Raw genomic sequence first — 23,206 nt, 5'->3', positions numbered from 1 at the left:
ACGAGCGCGGTTCGTCGCCGGAAATGCGTTCGTCGCCCGTAGACCGGCGGCGCTAGCCTCGCCGGTCATGGGAGCACGAGCGCAGTACGTGGTGGTCGAGAACGGCACCTGGAAGCGGTACTTCTCGCACTGGGCCGCCAACCGGGTGGTGGACGATCTGCTGCCCGGTCCGGCGGCGGCGACACGCTGCTTCCGCGCGAACCGGGAGATCGACGAATGGCTCGACGACGTGTGGTGCGAAGGTGCCGCACTCGTCGACCACGACCGCCGAACCCTGCTTTGGTTCGCCTTCGCGGACAGCTGGGCCGACCATGTCGCGGCCCGGGCCGTACTCGCCCGCACATGGCCCGGCTGGGACGTGCGTTTCGCGCACGACGGCATGGGCGATCTGACCCATCACCTGGGCCTTGGCAGGGATCTGACCCGGTCGCCAGGTTGGTTCGAGACCTTCGAGCCGTCCTGGTACGCGGACCTCGAGGACTCCGAACCCTGGTCCGTCGTCTCTGTCCGTCTGCCCGACGGAAGTGTTCGCGCCTGGGGCAGCGGTCGAGAGCCCGTCGAGCATCTCGCAGACGGCCCCGGCCTGATCGACCTGATCGTCGTGTCACCGGCCACCCCTCCGCTCACGGACATGCCCTACGGCGGCGTCCACTTCGACCCGGGGGCGCGAACCGTCTCGCTCTGGGCGGTGCAGACCGCGGCCGGCGTACACAACTGGCCCTTGCCGGGCTGGGAGAACTGGGACCTGGAGTTCCGTGGTGACAACCACACCCATCAGGCAGGGCTGCTCCCGGCCGACTTCGCCTTCCCACTGCGGCCGGTCGGGGCCGCGCTGCGACAGCTCGGCGACGGCCTCGCCACCCCGCCGACCGACAGTGCCTCGATCGTTGCCCACGCCGCGGCTGCCCCCGGTCCGGAGGGCACCACGCCCGTGATCAATCCCGCTGCACTGGTGCCGCACGAACCGGTGGACCCCACCCCGGCCGAACTCGCCGAGCTGCGTGCGACGCTCGATCAGCTGGTCGCAGAGGCGGAGGCGTACTGACCACCACCTCAGGGGTGTACTGACAACCACCGCATCGGTCCCTTCGCCCCGGAAGAATGGCTCGGCCGCGACAGCGGGTCGACGGGCCGGGTGCAACGAGCTTCTTCTCGATCTGCTGTGGCCTTGGAGCCACTGGGGCGCAGGTGGCCGACGGCACCGAGCGGATTGATCATCGGTGCGGCGTGCGGCGTGCGGCGTGCGGCGTGCGGCGTGCGGCGTGCGGCGTGCGGCGTGCGGCGTGCGGGTGCAGGGGTGACACGTGTGGTCCGGGGACTGCGGCCTGAGGAGAGTCAGGGGAGTGGGTCGGGCCGGCTCTCCCCGCCCCAGGTGTCAGGGTCCGCCGTGACGCAGGCGCCTCGGCGCCCGGGAAGAAGATTCACGCGCACTGGTAGACCAGGGCAACAGTCACATGTACTGTCTAGACATGCCTGGACAGGTACACAAGCATCATCGCATCGCCCGCGTTCTCGCCGACGAGATCAGAGCCGGGGTGCACGCCGACGGCAGCAGACTCCCCGGGGAATACACACTCACCCGGCGGTTCGGCGTCAGCCGCACCACCCTCCGGCAAGCACTTCAGGTTCTCGGTGAGGAAGGGCTGATCTCCACCCACGCCGGAATCGGCTCCTTCGTCACCTTCGACGGAACGCCGCTCGACAACCGTCTCGGCTGGACCCGGGCACTGGCCGAGCAGGACACCGAGCTCACGACCGAGACGCTCCGCTTCGAAGAGGTGACCGACCAGGAGCTGGCCGCCGAACTGGGACTTGTCTCCACGGCGTTCATCGCCCTGGACCGGGTCAGGCGGCTCGTCGGCGGGCAGGGCGTATCCCTCGAGCACAGCAGGGTCCCGGCCACGGAGGAACTGGCCGGGCTGCCCGAACGCGGCCTCGACGGCGGCTCGCTCAGCCGCGCGCTGGTCGCCGCCGGTCGAGTCGCCGACTCCGGGGAGGGACGGGTGTCGGTTCGTGGGCTCGACGCCGCGGAGGCCGCCGCACTTCACCGCTCGCCCGGGGAGCCCTTCCTGCGGCTCACCCAGGTGTACCGGGCCGCCGACGGCTCGGTCGTCGAACAGGTCACCAGCCTCCTCGACCCCGCCCGATTCGAACTCCACGTGAGCTCGGGCCGAGGAGGCCGGCCGTGACCGACCGACTCGACCGCGCCCTCGGCGCCTACTACGGGCTCGCCCTCGGTGACGCTCTCGGCATGCCCACACAGGTGATGTCCCGCGAGGAGGTCGTCCGGGTCTACGGCACCCTCACCGGCTTCGAGCCGGCCCGCCCCGACAACCCGGTCAGCGCCGGTATGCCGGCCGGGTCGGTCACCGACGACACCGACCAGGCCGTCATCGTCGGCCGACTGCTCGACGAGGGCCGTGGCAGGATCGACCCCCTGCGGCTCGCTCATGAGCTGCTGGACTGGGAGAAGGAGATGAAGGCCGAGGGTTCCTTCGACCTCCTCGGCCCGTCCACCAAGGCGGCCCTGGACGCGGTCGCCCGTGGTGTCCCGACCCAGGAGGCGGGCAAGCACGGCACCACCAACGGTGCCGCCATGCGCGTCACACCGGTCGGGATCGCGTTCGCCGTGGACCCGTTGGACACCTTCCTGGACCATGTCGTGGAGTCCTGCCAAGTCACTCATGACACGGGAATCGGCATCGCGGGCGCGGCGGCCGTCGCCGCCGCCGTCAGCACGGGCGTCGGCGGCGGATCGCTGGACGACGCCGTGACAGCCGCGGTGACCGCCGCCCGGGCCGGTGCGCGGCGCGGGCACTGGGTCGCCGGGGCCGACATCGCGTCCCGTATCGAGTGGGCCTGGGACCTGGCCCTCGGTCTCCCGGAGGCCGCGGCCCTGGACCGGATCGTCGCGCTCATCGGCACCAGCGTCGCAAGCCAGGAGTCGGTGCCCGCCGCGTTCGCGGTACTCGCCGTGGCCGGCGGCGACCCCTGGCGAGCTGCCCTGCTCGCCTCCAACCTCGGCGGCGACAGCGACACCATCGGCGCGATCGCCGGTGCGGTCGCCGGGTCCATCACCGGGCTCTCGGGGCTGCCCCCAGAGGCCGTGCGGACGCTTCGCACCGTCAACTCCCTCGACCTGGAACCTCTGACCACCCGGCTGCTCACACTCCGCTGAACCGCCCGCACACCCGTAGCCGGATGGGAATCACGAGCCCGGCTGTTTCACCCGGCACACCCCTTCTCCCACCACCCGTCCCCTCCGCATCCTGCAAGGAGGTTCCGTCATGGCCGTTTCGAAGACGAACGATCGAGTCGGTGCCATCGAGACAAGAGGGATCGAACCGGTCCCCGACCACGAGCGGCACGGCCAGGCGAGCCAGATGTTCTGGACCTGGTTCGCAGCCAACATCAGCATCCTCGGCCTCCCACTCGGCGCGACCCTCGTCGCCTTCCGCGGACTCAACATCTGGCAGGCGGTCCTCGTCGCCGTCGTCGGCGCCTTCGGTTCGTTCGCGCTGGTGGGAGCCCTGAGCCTGGCGGGCAAGAAGGGCGGCGCGCCCGCACTCACCCTCTCCCGAGCGGTCTTCGGACAGAGGGGCAATGCGGGACCGACCCTGATCACCTGGCTGAGCCGGGTCGGCTGGGAGACGATCAGCACCACCACGGCGGCGTACGCGCTGCTGGCGCTGCTGAACACCGGGTTCGGGGTCGGCCGCAACACCGTGCTCACGCTCGTCTGTCTGCTGGTCTTCATCATCTGCACGCTGCTGATCAGCGGACTCGGCCACGCCACCATCATGTGGATCAACAAGTGGGCCACGATCGTCTTCGGCGTCCTCAACCTCATCGTGATGGGCTTCCTGGTCGCGACCGTCGACTGGTCCAAGGTCCTCGACGCCGCAGCGGGACCGACCAGCGGAGTCATTGCGGGTGTCGGCTTCGTCGCCGCCGGTACCGGTATCGGCTGGGCCAACGCAGGTGCGGACTACGCCCGCTATCTCCCCCGCACCATCCCCGGCCGCCGGCTGATCACGGCCTCGGCGTTCGGCGCGGGCATCCCGCTCGTGCTGTTGATCTCGCTCGGCTCGCTGCTCTCGGCCGGCGACCCCACGCTCGCCACCGCCTCCGACCCGGTCGCGGCCATCAACGCGATGCTGCCCTCCTGGATGGCGATCCCCTATCTCATCGCGGCCTTCGGCGGGCTGCTGATGTCGAACCACCTCTCCACCTACTCCGCGGGGCTGACGATGATCACCCTGGGGCTGCGGGTGCCGCGCGCCGCCGCGGTCGCCCTCGATGTGGTCGTGATGTTCGCCGGCGGCATCTACCTCATGTTGATCGCCGACGACTTCTACGGGCCCTTCTCGACCTTCCTGACCCTCCTGGCCGTACCCATCTCGGCGTGGATCGGAGTGATCGCAGTGGACTCACTGCGCGGGCGCACATACGACTCCGCGGCTCTGATGGACACCACCCGTACCAGTCGGTACTGGTACTCGGGCGGGTTCCGGCTGCCCGCCGTCCTCGGCTGGGCCATCGCCATCGTGGCCGGACTGCTCTTCACCAAGGCTTCGACGAGCACGACCGACGTCTGGTTCGCGGGGCCGCTCTCCGATACCTGGTTCGGGGTGAACGGCCTCGGCTGGGCGATCTCCATGGTCGTCGGCGGCTTGATCTACGCGTTGTTCGGGCGTCGCACCGGCTCAGCCGCCGGCAGTGCCGACGGATCCACGTCCCCCACTCTTGAGAGGGCCGGACGATGAGCAGCCGCCTGGTGCTCGTAGGGAATGTCATCGCCGACCTGGTGATCGAGGTTCCCACGCTGCCCGAACGCGGGGGAGACGTCATCGGCACCCGCAGCGGAACAACCGTCGGAGGCGGTTTCAACACTCTGGTCGCGGCCCGCCGCCTGGGCACCGAGGTGGCCTTCGCCGGTCTGCACGGCACAGGGCCGCACGGTGACCTCGTACGCGCGGCGCTCGCGGCCGAGGACATCACAACGCTGCTGCCCGCCCGCGCGGAGGGTGACACCGGCTTCACCGTGGCCCTGATCGACGGTGGTGGCGAGCGCACCTTCGTCACCAGCTTCGGGGTGGAAGCGACACTGACGCAGTCGGACGTCGACGTGGTCGCCACGCGGCTGCGTCCCGGCGACCTCGTGCAACTCTCCGGTTATGGACTGGTGATGCCTGGCAACGGCCCGCTGCTGTCCGGTCTCACCGCCGGACTCCCGGCCGACATCACCGTCTGCCTCGACCCCGCGCCCCTGGTCGCCGACATCCCCGCGTCCGTTCTCGGGCCGGTCCTCGCCCGCACCGACTGGCTGAGCTGCAACGCACGTGAGGCGCGCCTGATGACCGGGCACACGGACCCGCGATCGGCCACCGCGGCGCTGCGGGAACGACTGACGCCGGGCGCGGGTGTGATCGTACGGGCGGACAAGGACGGCTGCTGGCTGGCTGCTCCCGGCCAGGCTGCGACGCATGTACCGGGGTTCCCGGTGGACGCGGTGGACAGCAACGGCGCGGGCGACGCACACGTCGGTGCGTTTCTGGCCCTGCTCGGCCAGGGTCACGATCCGCTGACTGCGGCACACGGCGCGAACGCCGCGGCGGCCTACGCGGTTGGCCGCCGTGGACCCGCCACCGCACCCGACCGGGCCGCGCTGGGGGAATTCCTCGGTGAACATCCCCTCACGGAAAGGCTGTTCGGCGGCGGAGGCCACTGAGAGCTGTGCTGCTTCGGAACGGCCCCTGCGCGTGACCGCTGGTACCTGGATGCCTCGTGGTCCTGCGATCCTGTCGTGCTGCCAACACCCAAGGAGATCCAGGCATCCGGCGAATGCCTGCTCGGTATTGACCTGAACGCCGATCACCTGGCTGCCTACCTGCTCGGCCCGCACGGCAACCCCGTCGGTGACCCCGTCACCGTGCCGCTGGAGATGTCGGGCCCCGCCTCGCAACGGGACGGACGGCTCCGCGCCGCGGTCACCGAGCTGATCCGCATCGCCAAGGAGCACAGCTGCGCCGGGATCGCGGTGGAGAACCTGGGCTTCGACGACGCCCGCGCTGTCGGCCGGGAGACCATGGGCCGAGGCGCACGCGGGAAGACGTTCCGCCGCACCGTGGCCGGTATCCCCACCGCCCGCTTCCGGGAACGACTGCGAGGCATGGCCTTCCACCAGGGCCTTGTGGTGATCGCAGTAGACCCGCCTACACCTCGATCTGGGGCACCCAGCACTGGCAGCATCCACTCCAGCAGCAGCACCTGAAGATCACCGTCACGCGGCATCACGGCGCCGGCGTGACGATTGGACGACGCGCACTCGGGCACCGAGCACGGCGACGGCCAGGTGTGACCGCTCCCGACCAGAGGATCGGACAGCGGAGAGCTACCGGCCAGACCGCGCGGGTCCCGAGGACGCGTGGGACCGTGAGCCCACCCAGGACAGCGGGCACGCCAAACGGAGGTGACAAGACCCGACTGCGCCAAGGTGACCAGCTCACGCTGTTCCCCGACCTCGAAGACCGTTCGCGAGATCACCGGACCACCTCATGTCCGGATTCAGGCGAGTTAGCCACCACAGGCCAACCACGCCAAGAACGGTTCTTCTTCACGACGTAGTTCACGAGCCAGTCGTGCACCTTGAGGGAGCGCGCCTGGCGCAGCATGACGTCCAAGGTGTCGCGCCCGGATCTGGCCGTCCGTGGCCGGCGAGACCGTCCACTCGATGACGGGGAGCGGAGATCGCCGTGCATTCGTTCAAGTGACCGAGTCTGCGGCTCCTTGGACGCGGTGTCGGCGAGCGTGTCCACGCCGCCCTTGCCGCGTGCTGACTCACGCGCAGATGTGCGCCCCCGTGGGCTTGAACGTTCCCGTTCCGTGGCGGGGTTGAGGCGCTGCGCCAGGTGTTCCAGTACGGTCGATTACGGTCAGGCGGCCGGCGTTGGCTTGGTCGCGCAGTTCTTCTTCTGCCGGTCGCGATAGGCGTGCGTAGCCGCCTGCTGGCTGCACCGGGTGCTGCAGTAGCGTCCGGAGGAATTGCGTGTGCGGTCGTAGAAACCGCGGTAGCAGGAGGAAGAGCTGCACATCTTCATCCGGGGCCATGCGTCACGGGCCGCAAGGTCGACGGCGGCGGCGAGCAGCGCCTCGAAGGCGCCGACGATTCCGGTGTGCGAGGGCCGGAAGGTGCAGCCGTCGGAGTCGATCACCGGGGTCAGCGGGTAGCGCTGGCCGTAGCTCCGGAGCAAGTGTTCGGCCTCGCCGAGGAGTTCTGCCCCTTGTTCGCAGCCGACGTGACTGCGGAAGACGATCGTGAAGGCGCCGCGGAGTTCGCGGGTCGCGGCGGCGTCCGCGTCGGTGACGATCATCGCGTCGTCGTCCATGGCGTATGAGGCGAGCCACTCCGAGAGCGCCGTGCGATCGTCGAGCAGGTCGCGTGCGCGCCCGGGCTGAGACTGCGTGTTGACGAAGGCCAGCAGCAGGTCGGCTGTGGCGAACGGGGCCGGCGGCGCGTTCTCCGGTGCCGTGGGCGCGGACTGTTCGGTCATGACTCTCCTTGTGTCGGGATCCATGGTAGACCACGCCGCAGAGGCATGAGCTAATGCATTACGCATATGGCATCCAGCGGCTTGACGGCTGGGACGTGAGGTGCAAACCTCGGAACGACATTACGTCTGACGGTGGCGCCCTGGGGTGTGCCGTCGGGTGGTCGTCTGCTGTCGGCATCAGTAAAAGTCATTCGCATATAGCCATCGCGCACCCGCACGGCCCATGGCGCACTCGAGTCCTCCTCGAGGGTCGCTCGGTCCCAGGGCGTCACGGCCGTGCGTGAAACATGTTGGAGTACTCATGTCCTCGAAGATCGTCCTCATCACCGGAGCGAGCAGTGGGCTCGGCGCGGCCACGGCCCGTCGTCTGGCCGGAGAGGGACACCACGTCGTGGTCGGCGCCCGCCGGGTGGACCGTCTTGACGCCCTGGTCAGGGAGCTGCAGGAGGCCGGCCACAAGGCGGACCGCGCCGCCGTCGACGTCACCGCCGCGGACAGTGTGAAGGCATTCGTCGAAGGCGCCCACAGCAGGCACGGCCGCGTCGACGTCCTGGTGAACAATGCCGGTGTGATGCCGCTGTCGCGGTTGGACGCCGCGCGTCTGCAGGACTGGAACCAGATGATCGACGTCAATATCAGGGGTGTGCTGCACGGTATCGCCGCTGCGCTGCCGCTGATGAAGTCGCAGGGGCACGGTCACATCATCAACATGGCCTCCACCCTGGGGCACTACGTCGCGCCCGCCACGGCCGTGTACAGCGCGACCAAGTACGCCGTGCGCGCGATCTCCGAGGGTCTGCGCAAGGAGAACAACGACGTCCGGGTGACCGACATAAGTCCGTCCTTCACCGAGTCCGAACTGATCCAGGGCGGCGACCCCGGGACCATGACATACATCCGCTCGATGGCAGACAGCCTTCAGTTGCCGGCTTCCTCGGTCGCCGACGCCATCGCCTATGTCATCGGCCAGCCGAACGACGTCGACGTCAGCGAGATCGTGGTTCGGCCGCGCGCCGAGGTCGCCTGATCCAACGGCTCCCCGTGTTCCATGGCCGGATGGACGGGGAGGAGGGGATCTGCTCTGGCCGCGCGCGGTACGCGGCCAGAGCAGATCCGGCGACGGCGAGGCGTGCGAGACGGGGGCCTGTCGGGCCGGTCGGGGTGTGGTGGGGCAGACCGGTGTCCACGGGGCTCATGGGTGATCGACGGGGATGGCTGCCCGGCCTTCCTTGGGGCTCGCAGCCGCGACCGTCCACCTCGGGCACGGCATCGTTGCCAGTCGCGATCGGCGGCACGGGAAAACGGGTCGACGGCATCGCCGAACCCTGACATTGTGGCCCGCCATGACGAGCGCCGAGCTTGTGACCGCCGCGGATGTGCAGCTCATGCAGGGTCTGGCGCAATGTGTCACCGCCACCCTTCCGGATCTGGTGAACAGCGACGCGACGTTCGGCGAACTCGCCTGGAACTGGCGCAAGGGGCATGTCAGTGACGGCGCGAGTTGGCGACGTCGTCTGTGATTCTCGGGCGGGCATCTGGTGGCCTGGGGCTGGGCTCATCTCCGGTCCATCCCGACCACGCGCAACTGGTCGACGAGGTGATCGACCGGTACGGCCACCGGCCGTCGCGGGTTGGGGAGGGCGATGCTTCTGCACGGGATGCAACTGGTGCGGTCAGCCGAGGCCACGCACGCGACGGTCGCCCGTCTGGGCGCGCCGGGGCACCCCGCGGCGCGCGGGCCGTACTACAGCGTCGGGTTCTGGGAGTTCACGCGGGATGCGCCGCTCGTCAAGACCAGGGCCGGGGGCTGACCAACAGGTCGTTCGGGCAGCCGCCGACGGCCGGGACGCCTCGGCGCGCCGATCAACCTTCCTCGGCGGGAAGGGCGTACAGCCCGGGGAGGTTGACCACGATCGCTTCCTGGGTGCTGCGGGCGATGACGACCACCGCCTCTTCGGAGGGGTCGGGGTTCTCCTCCCGGTGCGGTACGAACGGCGGGACGAAGATGTAGTCACCGGGCCCGGTCCGCAGTCGGATCTCGTCGGGTTCCTCTCCCGAGCCGTCCAGGAAGACGAACTCGGGGTGGCCGCTCACGACGTAGATGGCGGTCTCGGATTCGCCGTGATGGTGGTCGGAGGAGGAGGTCGCGGGGGCGACGTGTGTCTGCCCCATCCACAGTTTCTCGGATCCGACGGTCTTTCCGCTGACGGCGGCGAACCTGCGCATGCCGCCCGTCTGGGCGGTGTCGCCGTCCAGGGAGTCGGCGCGGATGTGGTGCAGACGGTTCCGCAGCGGGGCCGCCGGACTCCCCGCGGTCTCGTGGAGATGGGGGTGGAATCCTTCACCAGGGGTCGTCGAGGGCTCGCTCATGACGGGGACGCTAGATGCGGGCAAAAAAGGATGTCAAGTGGTGTCCATTGCCGTTCACCTGCGGCAACGTTCCTGCAATGCAGAGGAATAGGGGAAACAGGCCCGGTCGCCGCAGGAGCCGTCGGGCATGATGGGCGCATGCATATCTCCGCGAAGGCGGACTACGCCGCGCGGGCTCTTCTGGAGCTCGCCCGTGCGCCGGCCCGGCCGCTCACCTGCGAGGTCATCGCCTCCTCGCAGCAGATCCCGTTCCGGTTCCTGAAGTCCGTGGTGGGTGAGCTGCGCAGAGCAGGTCTGGTGCGCAGTCAGCGTGGCTGCGAGGGCGGTTACTGGCTCGGCAGGCCCGCCGAGGACATCACCTTGCTGGATGTCGTGCGGGCCGTCGACGGTGAGGTGATCACCCTGCGCGGTGAGTCGCTCGACGAACTCGCCTATCCCGGCCCCGCCATGGGGCTGCCCGGCGTGTGGCGACAGGTCGAGGCGGATGCGGCGGCCGTCCTCGGCGGGGTGACGCTGGCCTCGTTGCTGCCCGCGGAGGCGGTTGAACGGTCTGCCCACAAGGGCGCTGCATGACACAGGTGCCAGAGCTGCGCACGGTGGAAGTGGTCGAGTACACTGACCCGTTGTGCCCCTGGGCCTGGGGATCGGAGCCGGTCTTCCGACGGCTGCGGGCGGCACTTGCCGGGCGAGTGCACTGGCGCCGGGTGTACTGCATCCTCTTCGATCACGACGACGATCCGCCCCCGGACCCGGCGGCGGAAACCGCCTGGTATGCGGACTACGTCGCCGAGATCAGCGGACACACCGGGGCGCCCCACGCGGTCCGGTTGCAACGGGTGGCGGAGAGTTCCTGGCCGTCCTCCGTTGTCGCCAAAGCCGCGGAACTGCAAGGGAATGCCGTGGCCGAGCGGGTGCTGCGGCGGCTGCGCGAGACCGTATTCGTACTCGGTGAGCCGGCGGACACCACTGCGCTGGCCCTGTCCGCGGCGCGGGAGACGCCGGGCCTGGACTGGGAGCGGCTCTCGCACGACGCGGCCTCCGCTGGGGTGTTGGAGGAGGTACGAGCCGATCGTGCCGAGGCGCGGCGTCCGGTGGCCGAGGTGCTGTCCGGCCTTGGGGGCTCGCCGCACCCCGGCACTGCAAAGGAGACCGCCGAGGGCGGTTACCGGTATGCGTTGCCCACGCTGCTGTTCCGCGTCGCCTCCGAGCGCCGTACGGTGCCCGGCTGGCGGTCCTTCGAGGAGTACGCGGCGGCCGTCGAGGAACTGTGCCCGGGGCTGTTGTCGGCTTCGGTGGCGCTGTCCGCCGGCGCGGCGCTGGAGCGGTACGGGAGTCTGACCGACCCGGAGGTCCGCCTTCTGACGCAGGGGCCGTGGCCGCCGCAGCACGTGGTACGGGCGGAGACCGGTAACGGACCGTTGTGGCTGCATCCGCGGGAGGCCGCGGTCCACCCGGCCACCACCCCGCGTTGACTTGCGGCCGTGACACGGTTCGAGTTGATGGCAGGGCCAGTTCCACTGAATGAGACACCAATTGGTGTCCATTGACAGCCGCTTATGGCCACCACCAAGATGTTGAGCATGCTTACGACGCACCCCGGTGTGGTGTGCCGCTATGTGGACCTGCGGCGCACCAGCAGCGCGCTCTGTCGCTGATCGCCCGCCTCTGGCACCCAGGCGCCTGACCTTTTCCGTCAGTACCGGCCGCCCACTGCTCCACTGAGCACGGCCTGTCGCCGCGCCCGCACCTCTGCGCTTCGTCACCCCTGTCTTTCCGTATCCCGGTCCTCCCCGCGAACCTGCCGACGCCCCATGGCCTGAACGCCGCATGTCCGACGTGTGCACCGAAGCAACCGTCGGCGTGCCGTCAGGCGCAGTCGTCCCGGCGCGGGTGCGTGCCGTCCCTCGTTCCCGTCCTGCCCGCTCATGACGGGGACGGGGCCATCAAAGGAAGTAGCCACATGCCCGGACGACTCATGCCTCGCCGCCCCGCCCTGCATGCGATCCGCCTGCGAGCCACAGCCCTCGCCACTGTCCTGCTTACCGTGCTCGTCGGCGCTCTCAGCGCGTGCGGGGGCACCGCGTCCTCAGCAGGCGGCGCCGCCACGCTGAAGTGGGCCTCTTCCTACTTCCCGACCCACTGGGATCCGGTGGTCGGGGGAAGCGGCGCCCAGTTCCGTGAACTGGCGCTGGTGTACGCCTCGTTGACGCGCACCGACGAGACCGGCAAGGCGGTCCCGGACCTCGCCAAGAGCTGGGAGTACAACAGCAAGGGCGACGAGATCACCTTCCAACTGCGCCCGGGCCTGAAGTTCAGCGACGGGGAGCCCGTCGACGGCGCCGCGGTCAAGGCGGCCATCGAGCGGGCCAAGAAGCAGAAGAACTCCGCGCTCTTCGGCGACCTGACCTCCATCAAATCGGTGGATGCCCGTGGACTGGACGCGGTTGTCCACCTCACCCAGGTCGACTACCAGATCCCCCAGCTGCTCGGCGAGCGCGTCCTGCAGATCGCCAGCCCCAAGGCGGCAGCCGACCCCGGCAAGCTGGACCAGAACCCGGTCGGCGCGGGGCCGTTCACCATCACTCAGTTGATCCCCGGTACGAAGGCCGTTCTGAAGAAGAACCCCAACTACTGGGACGCGAAGAACATCCACATCGACAACGTCGAGCTGACCTCGGCACCTGACGCGTCGACCGTCGTGTCCGGGCTGCAGACCGGGGTGTACAACTTCGCCGACATCGAACCGAGTCAGGCAGCCGCAGCCAAGAAGGCCGGCCTGGACGTCTTCGTACAACCCGGTTTCAACGCCTCGAACATCAGCCTAAACGTCAACAAGGCGCCCTTCGACAACAACAAGGTCGTCGATGCGGTTCGCCATGCGATCAACCGCCAGGAGTTCGTCGACAAGCTGACCTTCGGCTACGGCCAGGTGACCGATCAGCCCTTCCCCAAGGGATACGTGGCCTACGACCCGGCATCGCAGAACAACTATCCCTACGACCCGGGCAAGTCGAAGAAACTCCTTGCCGAGGCGGGTTACAAGGCCGGGGACCTCAAGCTCGATCTGGTGATCCCCGCCGAGGATCCGCAAGCCGAAATCGTCCAGTCCCAGTTGGCCGCGGTCGGTATCACCGTCACCATCAAGATCGACAAGAACTGGGCCACCCCGTTCTTCGCCAAGAACCTCACGTTCTCGCTGTACTCCACCACGGGCCGCGACTCCGCAGTCCAGACCCTCACCGCCCACTTCGGCCCCAACGGCCCGCTGAATTTGAGTTCGCCCTACGAGCCGGCGGGCTTCGAGGCGGCCGTCGCCAAGGTCCGCCGGACACCGCTGGAGGCGCCGGACTACACCACCGTCCTTCGGGCGGCGACCCGGTCCGGCCTGCAGAGCAAGGCGCTGGTCTTCACGTACTCCGCGCCCAACCTCATCGCCAAGAGCAAGACGATCTCCCGCCTTCCGAAGATCCCGGCCCACATCGACTGGACCGGCGTGACGATCTCCGGCAGCAAGTGACTTCCACCCACCACAGAGAGGAGGCAGCCCCATGACGACGACCACGGTCCAGGTCCCTCCCGTCCGCCGCCACGGGGTCGCCCGGCCAGGGGTGCGGCACGCGCTGGGCCGCGTCCTGGCCGTCCTCGTCCGGTCGATCGCGATCTTCGTGCCGGTGTTCCTGGTCGCGACGTTCGTGACATTCGCGCTGCGATCGCTGAGTGGACTCAGCCCCGCGCGGATCCAGCTGGGGGAGGACGCGACACCCGAGGCGATCCACAGGGTGGAGGCCCAATGGGGCCTCGACAAGCCCTTCTTCGCCCAGTACTGGGACTGGTTCAGCGGCGTCCTGCACGGACAACTCGGCGCCAGCTGGACCAACGGCGCCGACATCTCCACGCTGATCGGTCTCGGCCTGGGCGTGAGCCTGTCGGTCGCGACGTTCGCACTTCTCATCGGAGTTGTCGTCGGGTTTGCCCTCGGCACGCTGGCGGCCCTGCGGCGCACCACCTGGCTCGACCGCGCGATCACCGGATTCGTGACGGTGATCTCGGTGATGCCGGCCTTCGTCGTCGGCATCGTGCTGATCGAGATCTTCGCGGTGGGACTCCACCTGTTCCCTTCCGCGGGATACGTCCCCGCGCAGCAGGGAACCGGCCCCTGGCTGGCGCACATCACCCTCCCGGCGCTGGCCTTGAGCTTCGACGTGATCGCCGACGTCGCACGCCAATTGCGCACCAGCCTCGTCGCGGCCTACCGCGAGAACTATGTGACGGGCGCCGTTGTGCGAGGACTGAGCACCCGGCGGATCTTCTTCGTCCATGTGTTGCGCAACGGCCTCGGCCCGGCGCTGGCCACCCTCGGTCTGAAATTCCCCGCCCTGGTGGGTGCCTCAGTCGTCACGGAGTGGATCTTCGGTCTGCAGGGCTTCGGCAGGTTCGCCAACGACTCCGCCCAGGCGGGCGACGTGCCGGCCGTGCAGGGCGTCCTAGTCGTGTCGATCCTCCTGGTCGTCACGTTCAACCTGATCGTCAATCTGGTGCTGGCGCGCGTCACGCCCGCTTCCCAGCGAGGAGTCTGACCATGATGCGCCGCATCCTCTCCCTCACCTCCGGACGGATCGCCCTCGGCGTCCTCACCGTGATCGCGCTCCTCGCGCTCTTCGGACCGCTGCTGGCCCCGCAGGATCCGCTGGCCACCAGCGGCCACACTCTCGCGAACCCCTCGAGCGCCCACTTGCTGGGCACGGACAACCTCGGTCGCGATGTGCTGAGCCGTCTCCTGGACGGCTCCCGTGTCAGCGTGGCCGGAGCCCTCGAAGTGGCTTCGACGGCGCTGGTCGTAGGCGCGATCCCGGGCATCCTGTCGGTATACCTGGGCCGGGCCTTCGAATGGGTCACCCTCCGCCTGGCAGACACACTGGTCGCCCTGCCGTTCCTGCTCTTCGCGGTAGCCGTGATCGCACTGCTCGGAAACGGCCTCACGCAGGCCATGCTCGTCACCGGCGCACTGGTGTCACCCCTCTTCTACCGGGTGTCCCGCGCCGCCACACTGGCCGTCGCCCGCTCGCAGTACGTGGAGGCCGCGCTCATCTCCGGGGCCTCCATCGGCTGGGTGGTGCGCCGTCACGTCTGGGCCAAGGTGCTGCCGTCGATCGCCGTCGCACTCGCCCAGACCATCGGCGTCGGCTTCATCATCGTCTCGAGCCTGACATTCCTCGGCATCGGCATCCAGCCTCCCAAGCCCACCTGGGGCGGCCTGCTCGCGTCCGACCTGGGCTACCTGAGCTACCAGCCCTGGGCGCCACTCGTCCCCGCCCTCCTGATCATGGTCACCGTCTGGGCCGCCAACCTGCTCGCCGACACCCTGCGTGATGTCTCCGGCGAGGCAGGCAGAGCCCTGATCAACAACCGGAAGGCCCACACCGACCGCCGCAGCAAGTCCGACCTCGTAACCAGCGGAGGCGCCCGATGACGACGCTGTCCGAGAAGACGAAGAGCACCGCCACGGACAGGACCCCGTCGGCTCCGCCGGTGCTCGGGGTCCGCGATGTGCACATCAGCGACCGCGTCACCGACCGCGAGATCGTCCACGGGGTGACCTTCGACCTCACGCCCGGCACATCCGTCGGGATCGTCGGTGAGTCCGGCAGCGGCAAAACCCTCACCTGCCGCGCCGCCCTGGGCATTCTGCCCCCGCACTTCGAGGTCTCGGACGGCTCGATCGAGATCGGCGGCACCGACATCAAGACCCTCACACCCCAGCAGTGGACGGCACTGCGCGGCGCCACCATCAGCGCGGTCTTCCAGGACCCGGCCTCCTACCTCAACCCCTCCATCCGCGTGGGACCCCAGATCGCCGAGGTCATCCGCATCAAGAAGGGGTTGAACCGACGCCAGGCTCGGCACCGTGCCGTCGAACTGCTGCAGGCGACGCAGCTGCGGGAGCCGGAACTCGTCTACAGCCAATACACCCACGAACTGTCGGGAGGCATGCTTCAGCGTGTCCTGATCGCGGCAGCGATTGCCGCCGACCCGCAGGTCCTCATCGCCGACGAGGCCACCACCGCCCTCGACGTCACCGTCCAGGCCGAGATCCTCGACCTGCTCGCCGACCTGCGGGAACGCACAGGGCTGGCCCTCGTCGTCGTCTCCCACGACCTCGCCGTCGTCGCCCAGATGTGCGACAAGGTGCTCGTCATGCGGCAGGGAAGCGTAGTCGAACACGGCCCGACACACACGGTGCTCAACGCCCCACAGCACGAATACACCCGTCTGCTCATCGCCGAGCACGAGCAGTACGGCCTGGAGAAGTTCCGCACGCCGCAGGAGGCATCGTGACCGCCCAGCTCCCGGCGCCATCGGTCGCCGGCACCGAAGAGCCCCCGAGTGCCGTACTCGAGGTGACCGACCTCGAGGTGCACTACGGGCTGCGACGCCGACGCCGACAGGCCCTGCACGGGGTCTCGCTGAGCGTCGCACCCGGCGAAACCGTCGGTGTCATCGGCGAGACGGGCTCAGGCAAATCCACCTTCGCACGCGCCGTTCTCGGTCTCGTCCGCGCCTCGGCAGGCCGGATCGTCATCGGCGGCCACGACGTCAGCGCCTACGGAAACCGCCAGTGGCGCGGGCTGCGTCGCCGCGGCGTCGTCCAGTACGTCTTCCAGGACCCGCTGCGCAGCCTCGACCCGGACCTCACCATCGGGGAGTCCCTGGCCGAACCTCTGCTCGTCCATGGAGTTCCACGCGACGAGGCGGCCGAGCGGGCCCGCGCATTCCTCCCTCGTGTCCGCCTGTCCGACGAACTTCTCGACCGGCTGCCCGGGGAGCTCTCCGTCGGACAGCGGCAGCGCGTCGCGGTGGCCCGGGCCCTGGTCACCGAGCCCCGACTGGTCATCCTCGACGAGCCGGTCAGCGCCCTGGACTCCGCCAACCGCGTCCAGGTCCTGGAGATCCTCAGAGAACTCCGAGCCACCGGCGTGGCCCTCGTCTTCATCTCCCACGACCTCGGATCCGTCGCCGGGATCGCCGACCGCATCGCCGTGCTCCACCAGGGCGAACTCGTCGAGGTCGGCCCCGCCCGCGACGTCATCACCCGTCCGCAACACCTCTACACCCGCCTGCTCGTCAGCTCCGCGCCCACCCTCCGTACGGCCTCGGCCGACCGGGAGGAGCGCAAAGCCCTGCGCGCGCTGCTGCACGCCTGAAGCGCACCACAGAGAGGAACAGCCATGCCCCGCAAGATCCACCTCGCGCTGCACCCGTACGGCGTCGGCGGCCCCGGCCAGCACGGACTCTGGAAAGACACCCGCATCGCCAAGAACGCCAGCATCGACATCAACTACTACATCGCCCAGGCACAGGCGGCCGAGCACGCGCTCTTCGACGCCCTCTTCATCGTCGACAGCCAGTTCATCAACGCCACCTACCCGGCGCACTACCTCAACCGGCTGGAACCTCTCACCCTGCTCTCGGCGGTCGCCACCCACACCCGGCACATCGGCCTGGTCGGCACGGCAAGTTCCACCTACAACTCACCGTTCAATCTCGCCCGCCGATTCGCCTCCCTCGACCACATCAGCGGCGGCCGCGCCGGCTGGAACGTCGTGACCAGCTTCGACACCGGCACCGCCAAGAACTACGGACTCGACGAGCACCTCGACTACGCCACCCGCTACGGACGTGCCTTGGAATTCGTGCATGTCGCCCGCGGCCTGTGGGACTCCTACGAGGACGACGCCTTTCCCGCCGACGTGGAACGCAACGTCTTCCTCGACCCGGCCAAGCTGCACGCCCTGAACCACGTGGGGGAGCACTTCAACGTCGCGGGCCCGCTCAACATCTCCCGCTCGCCCCAGGGCCAGCCCGTCATCTTCCAGGCCGGTGTCTCCGACGAAGGCCGCGACCTGGCCGCCCAGGTCGCCGAGGGCATCTACGCGCCGGGTGGTCCACTGCAACAGGCCCAGGACTACTACGCCGACATCAAGAAGCGCACCGCCTCCTACGGCCGCGACCCCGAGCACATCAAGATCTTCATCCACGGCGGCCCGATCGTCGCCCGCACCGACGAGGACGCCCGGCGCCGTGAGCGAGAGATCTTCGAGGAGGACAACGACTTCGACCGCAACCTCGCACTCCTCGGCCGCTCCTTCGGCGCCTACGACTTCAGCCGGCACGACTTGGACGCACCCTTCCCGGACGTCGCACATCTCGCCGAGAACGGCGGCCGGACGGGCGCCGCCAAGCTGATCGAGCGGGCCAGGGCCGAGAACCTCACCTTGCGCCAAGTCGCCCGATCCATCAGCGAATTCCGCCGCTCGCCGTTCGTCGGAGCACCCCGGACCGTCGCCGACTCCATCGAGCAGTGGTTCAACGCCGGCACCTTCGACGGCATCAACCTCGCCTTCCGCACCGACGACGACCTCAACCTCTTCGTCGACGGCGTCGTACCGATCCTGCAGAAGCGCGGGCTGTTCCGCACCGAGTACGAAGCCGACACCCTGCGCGGCAACCTCGGTCTGCCGATCCCGGACAACCGCAACACCCGCGAGCCTCACCTCGTCAACGGCTGAGGACCGGGCGATGACAGGGCTGTCGGCGGTGGCGGGCACAGCTCGGCTCCCACCTCCGCGGCCCCGCCGATGACGGTGAAGGCTCCTGCGTGCCCGCGCAGGCCCGGCAACGCTCGCCACGCTGCTGGAGCAGGCGACCGCAGTGCCGAAACCACCGCCGACCGCCGCGCCCGAACCGTGCGCGACCGAGGGGGACAACGCACTGATGCTCCACCAGTGCATAAAGCCCCGCCACGACTTGGACGTCGATCGACCGCGAAAGGTCACTCATGACCACCCAGGCACCGCGCTTCAGGCTCGGTTTCCTCACCCATGTCCAGGGCAGAGGTGACGACTTGCGCCAGACGTACCACAACGCTCAGGAGCTCTTCGTCGTTGCGGATCAACTCGGCTTCGACGTCGGCTGGGTCGCCCAGCATCACGTGCCGCTCGGCGGTGGCGGCCTCTCCTCGCCGTGGCCCTTCCTCGCACACGCCGCCGCGCGGACGACCCGGATCCGGCTCGGAACCGCCATCACGATCCTGCCCCTGGAAGACCCTGTCCGACTCGCCGAGGACATCGCCGTCGTCGACACGCTCAGCGGCGGTCGGGTCGAAGTCGGTGTGGGCAGCGGCTCCAGTGACGTCGAATACGCGGCGTTCGGCAAGGACGTCGCCGACAAACGCCGGTCGACCAGCGAGCACCTCGTACTGCTGCGGCAGGCCCTTGCCAACGAGGAGGTACGTACGCCTGGATTCCGCATCCAACCCGAAGCCGCCGACTACAGGGACAGGATCTGGCAGGGCGTCTTCAGCGGTACTGGCGCACAACACGCCGCTGCTGCGGGCTCCAACCTGCTGCTCAACCGGGCGGCGTACGGATTCGACGACCCCACGGACGACGTGCAACGCCCATGGGCAGAGGCGTTTCTCGCCGCGTGGCAGCATCCGCGACGTCCACGGATCGGCCTGTCACGGTTCGTCTTCCCCGCCAAGGACAAGCGCACAGCACTTCTGCAGATCGGCGACGACGTTCTCCGGGCGGCGCATCGCCTCGCCGAGAGCGGCACCTTCCCCAAGGGTTTGGACCTCGAGGAGGCACTGCGCCGGTTCCACACGTTCTACGGCCATCCCGACGACGTCGTCGCGGCGTTTCGGCAAGAGAAGGTCCTGCCCGTCGTGACCGACCTGATCACCCAGTTCAATCCCGCTGTCCCCGACCACGATGCCGCGATCCGTGCCCTCGAGCTCATCGCGACCGAGGTGGCACCCGCACTGGGCTGGAAACCCGCGACCGAGTCCCGGCCCGCAGGAGAGTGAGATGACCGAGTACGCCGACCACCACGGCCCTGAAGGCCTTCGTACACGGGGCACGATCGTGATCGTCCCCGGCCGAGGGGAAACCCGGAGGACATATACACGGTTGGGCAGGCGGCTTGCCGCCGACGCCTACCGCGTCCGCGTCATCGACACCCCGGACATCGACGCCGACGATCCGACCGGTTCCCTGAACCGCTTCGGTGCCCGACTTGCCGCCGTCGTCGAGGACACCGCGGCCGAAGAAGGTGTCGTCCACCCTGTCGTAGTGGTGGCGGCCGACACCGGAGCCACGGCCGTGGCGGCGTTCCTCGGCCGGGCGGCCGCCCCGGCCGCCTGGCATCCCGACGCCGTCGTCCTCGCGGGGCTTCCGGGCCACACTCCAACCGACGTCGGTGCGTGGGAGAACGAACTCGAGGTCCGCACCTCCTGCCCGACCCATCGCGGCACGCTGACCCAGGACGACGAAGTCCGGAGAGGGTCGCTCAATGACGCCGTACCGGACGCCGTACTCAGGGAGGCGTACAACGGGGACTTCATCGCGCCGGCACTGTTCCTCATCGGCGACGCCGACCCGCTCGCGGACCACGACGCGCTCGCCCGCACGGCGAAATCACAATCCCGTGCCCGCCTGGCGGTGGTCCGCGGTGCGCACCACGACGTCCTGAACGACCTGCAACACCGCTCGGTGGCGGCCGAGATCGTCACCTTTCTCGAGACCGTGCGCAACAACCTCGTGCCACTGATCGGCGTGGAACTGAGCGCCTGGTGACGCCCTCGTTCCACGCAGGCGCCGGTGAGAACAAGACGCCGAGGTGTGCCGCCCGCACCGCACCCTCGCACTCGCAGCAGTGAACCTGATTCCGAAAGGTCCTCCTATGGCCGCCATCCTGTCCGTCTCCGGCAGCCCCTCTGCCACCTCCCGCACGGCTCGACTCCTGCGTCACCTGGACGAACGGCTACGGCAACAGGGCCATGACGTGGTCGCGTTGGACGTGCGCTCACTCCCCGCCGACGCCTTGCTGGGCGCGGACATCCGGCACCCGGCGATCGCGGAGGCAGCCGCTCTGTTCGACAGGGCGGACGGCGTCGTGATCGGCACCCCTGTCTACAAGGCCGCCTATGCAGGCCTGTTGAAGTCGCTGCTCGACCTGCTCCCGCAATACGCGCTGACCGGCAAGACCGTGCTGCCGCTGGCCACGGGTGGCAGCACGGCCCATGTCCTGGCCATCGACTACGCACTTCGTCCGGTCCTGAGCTCCATGGGCGCCTCGCACATCGTCCAGGGCTGGTTCACGGTCGACAAGGACATCAGCGTCGGCGACGACGGCACGCTGACCGTTGCGCCGGGTGCCGCCGAGGTGCTGGCGCAGGTGACGGACAGCTTCTCCGCGGCACTCGGCGGCCGTGCCACCGTCCTGGCACCCACTGGCTGACGTCACGTCCAACGCTGCCGCGAACGCCCGGCGGCGGCCGCGGACTCGGATGCCATCCGATCCGGGTTCGCGGTTCCGCCGTGCAGGTGTGGCGGCAACCGGCGGCCGCGGTGGCGCCCTCGGCGGTCCTGATGTCGGAGCTGGTCTCGGCGATCCCCGGAGTCCGGTGAGACTTCCGCGGGCGGCCCGCCACGACAAGCCGAACACGGGGTGCCGGCCTCCACCGGTGAGGGCCGCGTCGAAGCGATCGGCTCGGCGATGTCGCACAACACGACGAGGCGGCACGCCAGTTGCGTCACACGGGTCTGGTGTGGAGGATCCACGGGCGTCCGGAATTTTCTTGCCAAGATTTGAAGTTCCGACAAGAAAGTCATTAGAGTCGGGCTTCGAACCCCCGTCCGGGCGATCACTCACAAGGGGTGGTTGGCGGCGGAGGGGCCCGCCCACCGGCGTGTCGGTAGGCGGCTGAAGGAAGAAGGAGCTCGCCTCCGTGGCGTCCCACCGTCGACCCAAGCAGCCGAGCCGCGCACGTGTGACCGTGCTGACCACCGCGGCGGCCGCAGCCGTTGTTCTCAGCGCCCAGGCGGCCGACGCCGCTCCCGGCGCCAAGCCGAGCAAGGACGAGGTCAAGTCCAAGGTCGACAAGCTCTACGAAGAGGCGGAGAAGGCCACCGAGGCGTACAACGGGGCCAGGGAGAAGCAGGGCAAGCTGGAGAAGGAGATCTCCATCCTGCAGGACAAGGTCGCCCGGGGTCAGGACGAGCTCAACCAGCTGCGTGACGGCATCGGCACGATGGCCAGCGCTCAGTACCGCAGCGGCAGTATCGACCCGTCCATCCAGCTCTTCCTGTCCGCGGACCCGGACGACTTCCTCGACAAGGCGTCGACGCTGGACCAGCTCAGCGGTCAGCAGGTCGAGGCGCTGAAGAAGATCCAGGAGAAGCAGCGCGAGCTTGCCCAGGAGCGGCAGGAAGCCACCGACAAGCTCAAGGACCTGGCCTCCACCCGCACCGAACTCGGCAAGAAGAAGAAGGAAGTCCAGGGCAAGCTCGCCGACGCCCAGAAGCTGCTCAACAGCCTCACCGCGCAGGAACGTGCGGCCCTCCAGGCCGATCAGGCCCGGGCCAGCCGCGACAGCATGCGCGACGCCCTCGGCGGTTCCACCGCACCCGCCTCCGGGCGGGCCGGCGCAGCGTACGGCGTGGCCCAGAGCAAGGTCGGCTCGCCCTATGTCTACGGCGCCTCCGGTCCGTCCTCCTTCGACTGCTCCGGCCTGACCTCCTGGGCCTATGCTCAGGTCGGTGTCGGCATACCTCGCACGTCCGAGGCGCAGGCGAACGCCGGTACCCGCATCTACTCGACAAGCGGTCTGAAGGTCGGCGATCTCGTCTTCTTCTTCAACGACCTGCACCACGTGGGCCTTTACGCGGGCAACGGTCAGGTGCTGCACGCCCCGCGCCCCGGCACGGTAGTCCGGTACGAGTCCATGAGCACGATCGGCGGACCGTTCATGTTCGGCGTTCGCGTCTGACCCGCCGACGCGTACCGCTCATCGGGGTGGGGCTGTCTATCGCCCTGATACCTCCGGCCTCAGCCAGAGGTGGAGCGTCTGCGTACTTTCCCCGGGTGCCGTGAGATTGACGTGGCCGTAACCGGTGGCACCCGCGTACCTGTCCGTACCACCGGTGATCGCGATGTCGATGTCCTCCGGTGGCGCGGACGTGGGTGAGGACGTCCCGTTCTGCCAGGTGACCTGTCCGTCGGGGAAGAGGAACGTGCCTCTGCACTGGTCACTGTGCGGACTTGGGGAGGTGAGAGTGCCCCCGATCTGGGTGCATTCCAGCATCTCCGTGCCGAACGGCCGCCCGTTCCGTTGGATTGTGTTGATGTAGAGATACTGCTTTCCCACCCCGGTTTGCGGGTTGCCGTTGGAGAGGTACGTGATCTGCTCCGCGTGCGCGGTCAAGCGCAGGACCTCATAACGG

The 23,206-nt window shown here is 68.8% G+C and carries 24 protein-coding genes; 21 read left to right on the top strand and 3 right to left on the bottom strand.

Annotation, left to right across the window (positions count from 1 at the left end):
- Positions 1-67 precede the first annotated feature (67 nt).
- From RCR19_RS00790 to RCR19_RS00765, 6 genes are all read left to right on the top strand, one after another.
- Positions 68-1,045 carry a hypothetical protein gene (locus tag RCR19_RS00790; RefSeq protein ID WP_331263227.1) on the top strand — a complete coding sequence of 326 codons (978 nt, stop codon included), beginning with the start codon at positions 68-70 and terminating at the stop codon, positions 1,043-1,045.
- Positions 1,046-1,469: 424 nt separating this feature from the next.
- Positions 1,470-2,189 carry a GntR family transcriptional regulator gene (locus tag RCR19_RS00785; protein WP_331263226.1) on the top strand — a complete coding sequence of 240 codons (720 nt, stop codon included), beginning with the start codon at positions 1,470-1,472 and terminating at the stop codon, positions 2,187-2,189.
- A complete protein-coding gene (locus RCR19_RS00780; RefSeq protein WP_331263225.1) occupies positions 2,186-3,178 on the top strand; it encodes an ADP-ribosylglycohydrolase family protein in 993 nt (330 codons plus the stop codon). The genes RCR19_RS00785 and RCR19_RS00780 overlap by 4 nt, the downstream gene beginning before the upstream one ends.
- A gap of 109 nt (positions 3,179-3,287) precedes the next feature.
- Positions 3,288-4,766: a cytosine permease gene (locus RCR19_RS00775; protein ID WP_331263224.1), complete on the top strand. Its 1,479-nt coding sequence runs from the start codon at positions 3,288-3,290 to the stop codon at positions 4,764-4,766.
- On the top strand, positions 4,763-5,731 hold the full coding sequence (locus RCR19_RS00770) for a PfkB family carbohydrate kinase (RefSeq protein ID WP_331263223.1): 969 nt from the start codon (positions 4,763-4,765) through the stop codon (positions 5,729-5,731). Before RCR19_RS00775 ends, RCR19_RS00770 begins: the two co-directional genes overlap by 4 nt.
- Positions 5,732-5,806: 75 nt before the next feature.
- The gene (locus tag RCR19_RS00765; RefSeq protein WP_331263222.1) at positions 5,807-6,274 is read left to right on the top strand and encodes a hypothetical protein; all 468 of its coding nucleotides are present in this window, start codon (positions 5,807-5,809) and stop codon (positions 6,272-6,274) included.
- Positions 6,275-6,935: 661 nt separating this feature from the next.
- On the opposite strand, the gene RCR19_RS00760 is transcribed toward RCR19_RS00765, so the two are convergent.
- Positions 6,936-7,553, bottom strand: a complete 618-nt coding sequence (locus RCR19_RS00760; protein WP_331263221.1) for a CGNR zinc finger domain-containing protein — start codon at positions 7,551-7,553, stop codon at positions 6,936-6,938.
- 301 nt (positions 7,554-7,854) lie between these two features.
- Here RCR19_RS00760 and RCR19_RS00755 point away from each other — a divergent pair, with 301 nt between their 5' ends.
- The 3 genes from RCR19_RS00755 (at position 7,855) to RCR19_RS00745 (ending at position 9,364) form a co-directional block, all read left to right on the top strand.
- Entirely contained in the window at positions 7,855-8,580 is a 726-nt protein-coding gene (locus RCR19_RS00755; protein ID WP_331263220.1) for an SDR family oxidoreductase, read from the top strand.
- Between the two features lie 316 nt (positions 8,581-8,896).
- Entirely contained in the window at positions 8,897-9,073 is a 177-nt protein-coding gene (locus RCR19_RS00750; protein ID WP_331263219.1) for a hypothetical protein, read from the top strand.
- A gap of 123 nt (positions 9,074-9,196) precedes the next feature.
- On the top strand, positions 9,197-9,364 hold the full coding sequence (locus tag RCR19_RS00745; protein ID WP_331263218.1) for a hypothetical protein: 168 nt from the start codon (positions 9,197-9,199) through the stop codon (positions 9,362-9,364).
- Between the two features lie 52 nt (positions 9,365-9,416).
- Here the strand turns inward: RCR19_RS00745 and RCR19_RS00740 are convergent, their stop codons facing one another.
- Positions 9,417-9,923 carry a cupin domain-containing protein gene (locus RCR19_RS00740; RefSeq protein WP_331263217.1) on the bottom strand — a complete coding sequence of 169 codons (507 nt, stop codon included), beginning with the start codon at positions 9,921-9,923 and terminating at the stop codon, positions 9,417-9,419.
- Between the two features lie 138 nt (positions 9,924-10,061).
- Between RCR19_RS00740 and RCR19_RS00735 the strand changes: the two genes are divergently transcribed.
- The 12 genes from RCR19_RS00735 (at position 10,062) to RCR19_RS00680 (ending at position 22,752) form a co-directional block, all read left to right on the top strand.
- Positions 10,062-10,496 (top strand): Rrf2 family transcriptional regulator, encoded by a 435-nt coding sequence (locus tag RCR19_RS00735; RefSeq protein ID WP_331263216.1) that lies wholly within the window; start codon positions 10,062-10,064, stop codon positions 10,494-10,496.
- Positions 10,493-11,395 (top strand): DsbA family protein, encoded by a 903-nt coding sequence (locus tag RCR19_RS00730; protein ID WP_331263215.1) that lies wholly within the window; start codon positions 10,493-10,495, stop codon positions 11,393-11,395. Before RCR19_RS00735 ends, RCR19_RS00730 begins: the two co-directional genes overlap by 4 nt.
- Positions 11,396-11,883: 488 nt before the next feature.
- On the top strand, positions 11,884-13,440 hold the full coding sequence (locus RCR19_RS00725) for an ABC transporter substrate-binding protein (RefSeq protein WP_331263214.1): 1,557 nt from the start codon (positions 11,884-11,886) through the stop codon (positions 13,438-13,440).
- Positions 13,441-13,471: 31 nt separating this feature from the next.
- On the top strand, positions 13,472-14,500 hold the full coding sequence (locus tag RCR19_RS00720) for an ABC transporter permease (RefSeq protein ID WP_331263213.1): 1,029 nt from the start codon (positions 13,472-13,474) through the stop codon (positions 14,498-14,500).
- A 2-nt stretch (positions 14,501-14,502) separates the two neighbouring features.
- Positions 14,503-15,393: an ABC transporter permease gene (locus RCR19_RS00715; protein WP_331263212.1), complete on the top strand. Its 891-nt coding sequence runs from the start codon at positions 14,503-14,505 to the stop codon at positions 15,391-15,393.
- A complete protein-coding gene (locus RCR19_RS00710) occupies positions 15,390-16,259 on the top strand; it encodes an ABC transporter ATP-binding protein (protein WP_331263211.1) in 870 nt (289 codons plus the stop codon). Before RCR19_RS00715 ends, RCR19_RS00710 begins: the two co-directional genes overlap by 4 nt.
- Positions 16,256-17,125, top strand: a complete 870-nt coding sequence (locus RCR19_RS00705; RefSeq protein ID WP_331263210.1) for an ABC transporter ATP-binding protein — start codon at positions 16,256-16,258, stop codon at positions 17,123-17,125. Before RCR19_RS00710 ends, RCR19_RS00705 begins: the two co-directional genes overlap by 4 nt.
- 24 nt (positions 17,126-17,149) lie before the next feature.
- The gene (locus tag RCR19_RS00700) at positions 17,150-18,490 is read left to right on the top strand and encodes an NtaA/DmoA family FMN-dependent monooxygenase (protein WP_331263209.1); all 1,341 of its coding nucleotides are present in this window, start codon (positions 17,150-17,152) and stop codon (positions 18,488-18,490) included.
- A 269-nt stretch (positions 18,491-18,759) separates the two neighbouring features.
- Positions 18,760-19,788 (top strand): LLM class flavin-dependent oxidoreductase, encoded by a 1,029-nt coding sequence (locus RCR19_RS00695; RefSeq protein ID WP_331263208.1) that lies wholly within the window; start codon positions 18,760-18,762, stop codon positions 19,786-19,788.
- A gap of 1 nt (position 19,789) precedes the next feature.
- Complete coding sequence (locus RCR19_RS00690; protein ID WP_331263207.1) at positions 19,790-20,557, top strand: alpha/beta hydrolase; 768 nt, start codon at positions 19,790-19,792, stop codon at positions 20,555-20,557.
- A 106-nt stretch (positions 20,558-20,663) separates the two neighbouring features.
- Positions 20,664-21,221 (top strand): NADPH-dependent FMN reductase, encoded by a 558-nt coding sequence (gene ssuE / locus RCR19_RS00685; protein ID WP_331263206.1) that lies wholly within the window; start codon positions 20,664-20,666, stop codon positions 21,219-21,221.
- A 490-nt stretch (positions 21,222-21,711) separates the two neighbouring features.
- On the top strand, positions 21,712-22,752 hold the full coding sequence (locus RCR19_RS00680; protein ID WP_331263205.1) for an NlpC/P60 family protein: 1,041 nt from the start codon (positions 21,712-21,714) through the stop codon (positions 22,750-22,752).
- A gap of 36 nt (positions 22,753-22,788) precedes the next feature.
- Here RCR19_RS00680 and RCR19_RS00675 read toward each other — a convergent pair whose 3' ends face one another.
- Positions 22,789-23,187, bottom strand: coding sequence for a hypothetical protein (locus tag RCR19_RS00675; RefSeq protein ID WP_331263204.1), 399 nt, complete (start codon positions 23,185-23,187; stop codon positions 22,789-22,791).
- Between the last annotated feature and the right edge of the window lie 19 nt (positions 23,188-23,206).

Origin of the sequence: Streptomyces sp. WAC07094 (genome assembly GCF_036320405.1) — a bacterium.
GTDB lineage: Bacteria > Actinomycetota > Actinomycetes > Streptomycetales > Streptomycetaceae > Streptomyces > Streptomyces lannensis.
This window is presented reverse-complemented; position numbering and strand designations above follow the sequence as displayed.

Excerpts from the sequence above, each read along its gene's own strand:
- RCR19_RS00790 (WP_331263227.1), top strand. The coding sequence starts at position 68 with ATGGGAGCACGAGCGCAGTACGTGGTGGTCGAGAACGGCACCTGGAAG.
- RCR19_RS00785 (WP_331263226.1), top strand. The coding sequence starts at position 1,470 with ATGCCTGGACAGGTACACAAGCATCATCGCATCGCCCGCGTTCTCGCC.
- RCR19_RS00775 (WP_331263224.1), top strand. The coding sequence starts at position 3,288 with ATGGCCGTTTCGAAGACGAACGATCGAGTCGGTGCCATCGAGACAAGA.
- RCR19_RS00770 (WP_331263223.1), top strand. The coding sequence starts at position 4,763 with ATGAGCAGCCGCCTGGTGCTCGTAGGGAATGTCATCGCCGACCTGGTG.
- RCR19_RS00760 (WP_331263221.1), bottom strand. The coding sequence starts at position 7,553 with ATGACCGAACAGTCCGCGCCCACGGCACCGGAGAACGCGCCGCCGGCC.
- RCR19_RS00755 (WP_331263220.1), top strand. The coding sequence starts at position 7,855 with ATGTCCTCGAAGATCGTCCTCATCACCGGAGCGAGCAGTGGGCTCGGC.
- RCR19_RS00750 (WP_331263219.1), top strand. The coding sequence starts at position 8,897 with ATGACGAGCGCCGAGCTTGTGACCGCCGCGGATGTGCAGCTCATGCAG.
- RCR19_RS00745 (WP_331263218.1), top strand. The coding sequence starts at position 9,197 with ATGCTTCTGCACGGGATGCAACTGGTGCGGTCAGCCGAGGCCACGCAC.
- RCR19_RS00740 (WP_331263217.1), bottom strand. The coding sequence starts at position 9,923 with ATGAGCGAGCCCTCGACGACCCCTGGTGAAGGATTCCACCCCCATCTC.
- RCR19_RS00735 (WP_331263216.1), top strand. The coding sequence starts at position 10,062 with ATGCATATCTCCGCGAAGGCGGACTACGCCGCGCGGGCTCTTCTGGAG.
- RCR19_RS00730 (WP_331263215.1), top strand. The coding sequence starts at position 10,493 with ATGACACAGGTGCCAGAGCTGCGCACGGTGGAAGTGGTCGAGTACACT.
- RCR19_RS00725 (WP_331263214.1), top strand. The coding sequence starts at position 11,884 with ATGCCCGGACGACTCATGCCTCGCCGCCCCGCCCTGCATGCGATCCGC.
- RCR19_RS00720 (WP_331263213.1), top strand. The coding sequence starts at position 13,472 with ATGACGACGACCACGGTCCAGGTCCCTCCCGTCCGCCGCCACGGGGTC.
- RCR19_RS00715 (WP_331263212.1), top strand. The coding sequence starts at position 14,503 with ATGATGCGCCGCATCCTCTCCCTCACCTCCGGACGGATCGCCCTCGGC.
- RCR19_RS00710 (WP_331263211.1), top strand. The coding sequence starts at position 15,390 with ATGACGACGCTGTCCGAGAAGACGAAGAGCACCGCCACGGACAGGACC.
- RCR19_RS00700 (WP_331263209.1), top strand. The coding sequence starts at position 17,150 with ATGCCCCGCAAGATCCACCTCGCGCTGCACCCGTACGGCGTCGGCGGC.
- RCR19_RS00695 (WP_331263208.1), top strand. The coding sequence starts at position 18,760 with ATGACCACCCAGGCACCGCGCTTCAGGCTCGGTTTCCTCACCCATGTC.
- RCR19_RS00690 (WP_331263207.1), top strand. The coding sequence starts at position 19,790 with ATGACCGAGTACGCCGACCACCACGGCCCTGAAGGCCTTCGTACACGG.
- ssuE (WP_331263206.1), top strand. The coding sequence starts at position 20,664 with ATGGCCGCCATCCTGTCCGTCTCCGGCAGCCCCTCTGCCACCTCCCGC.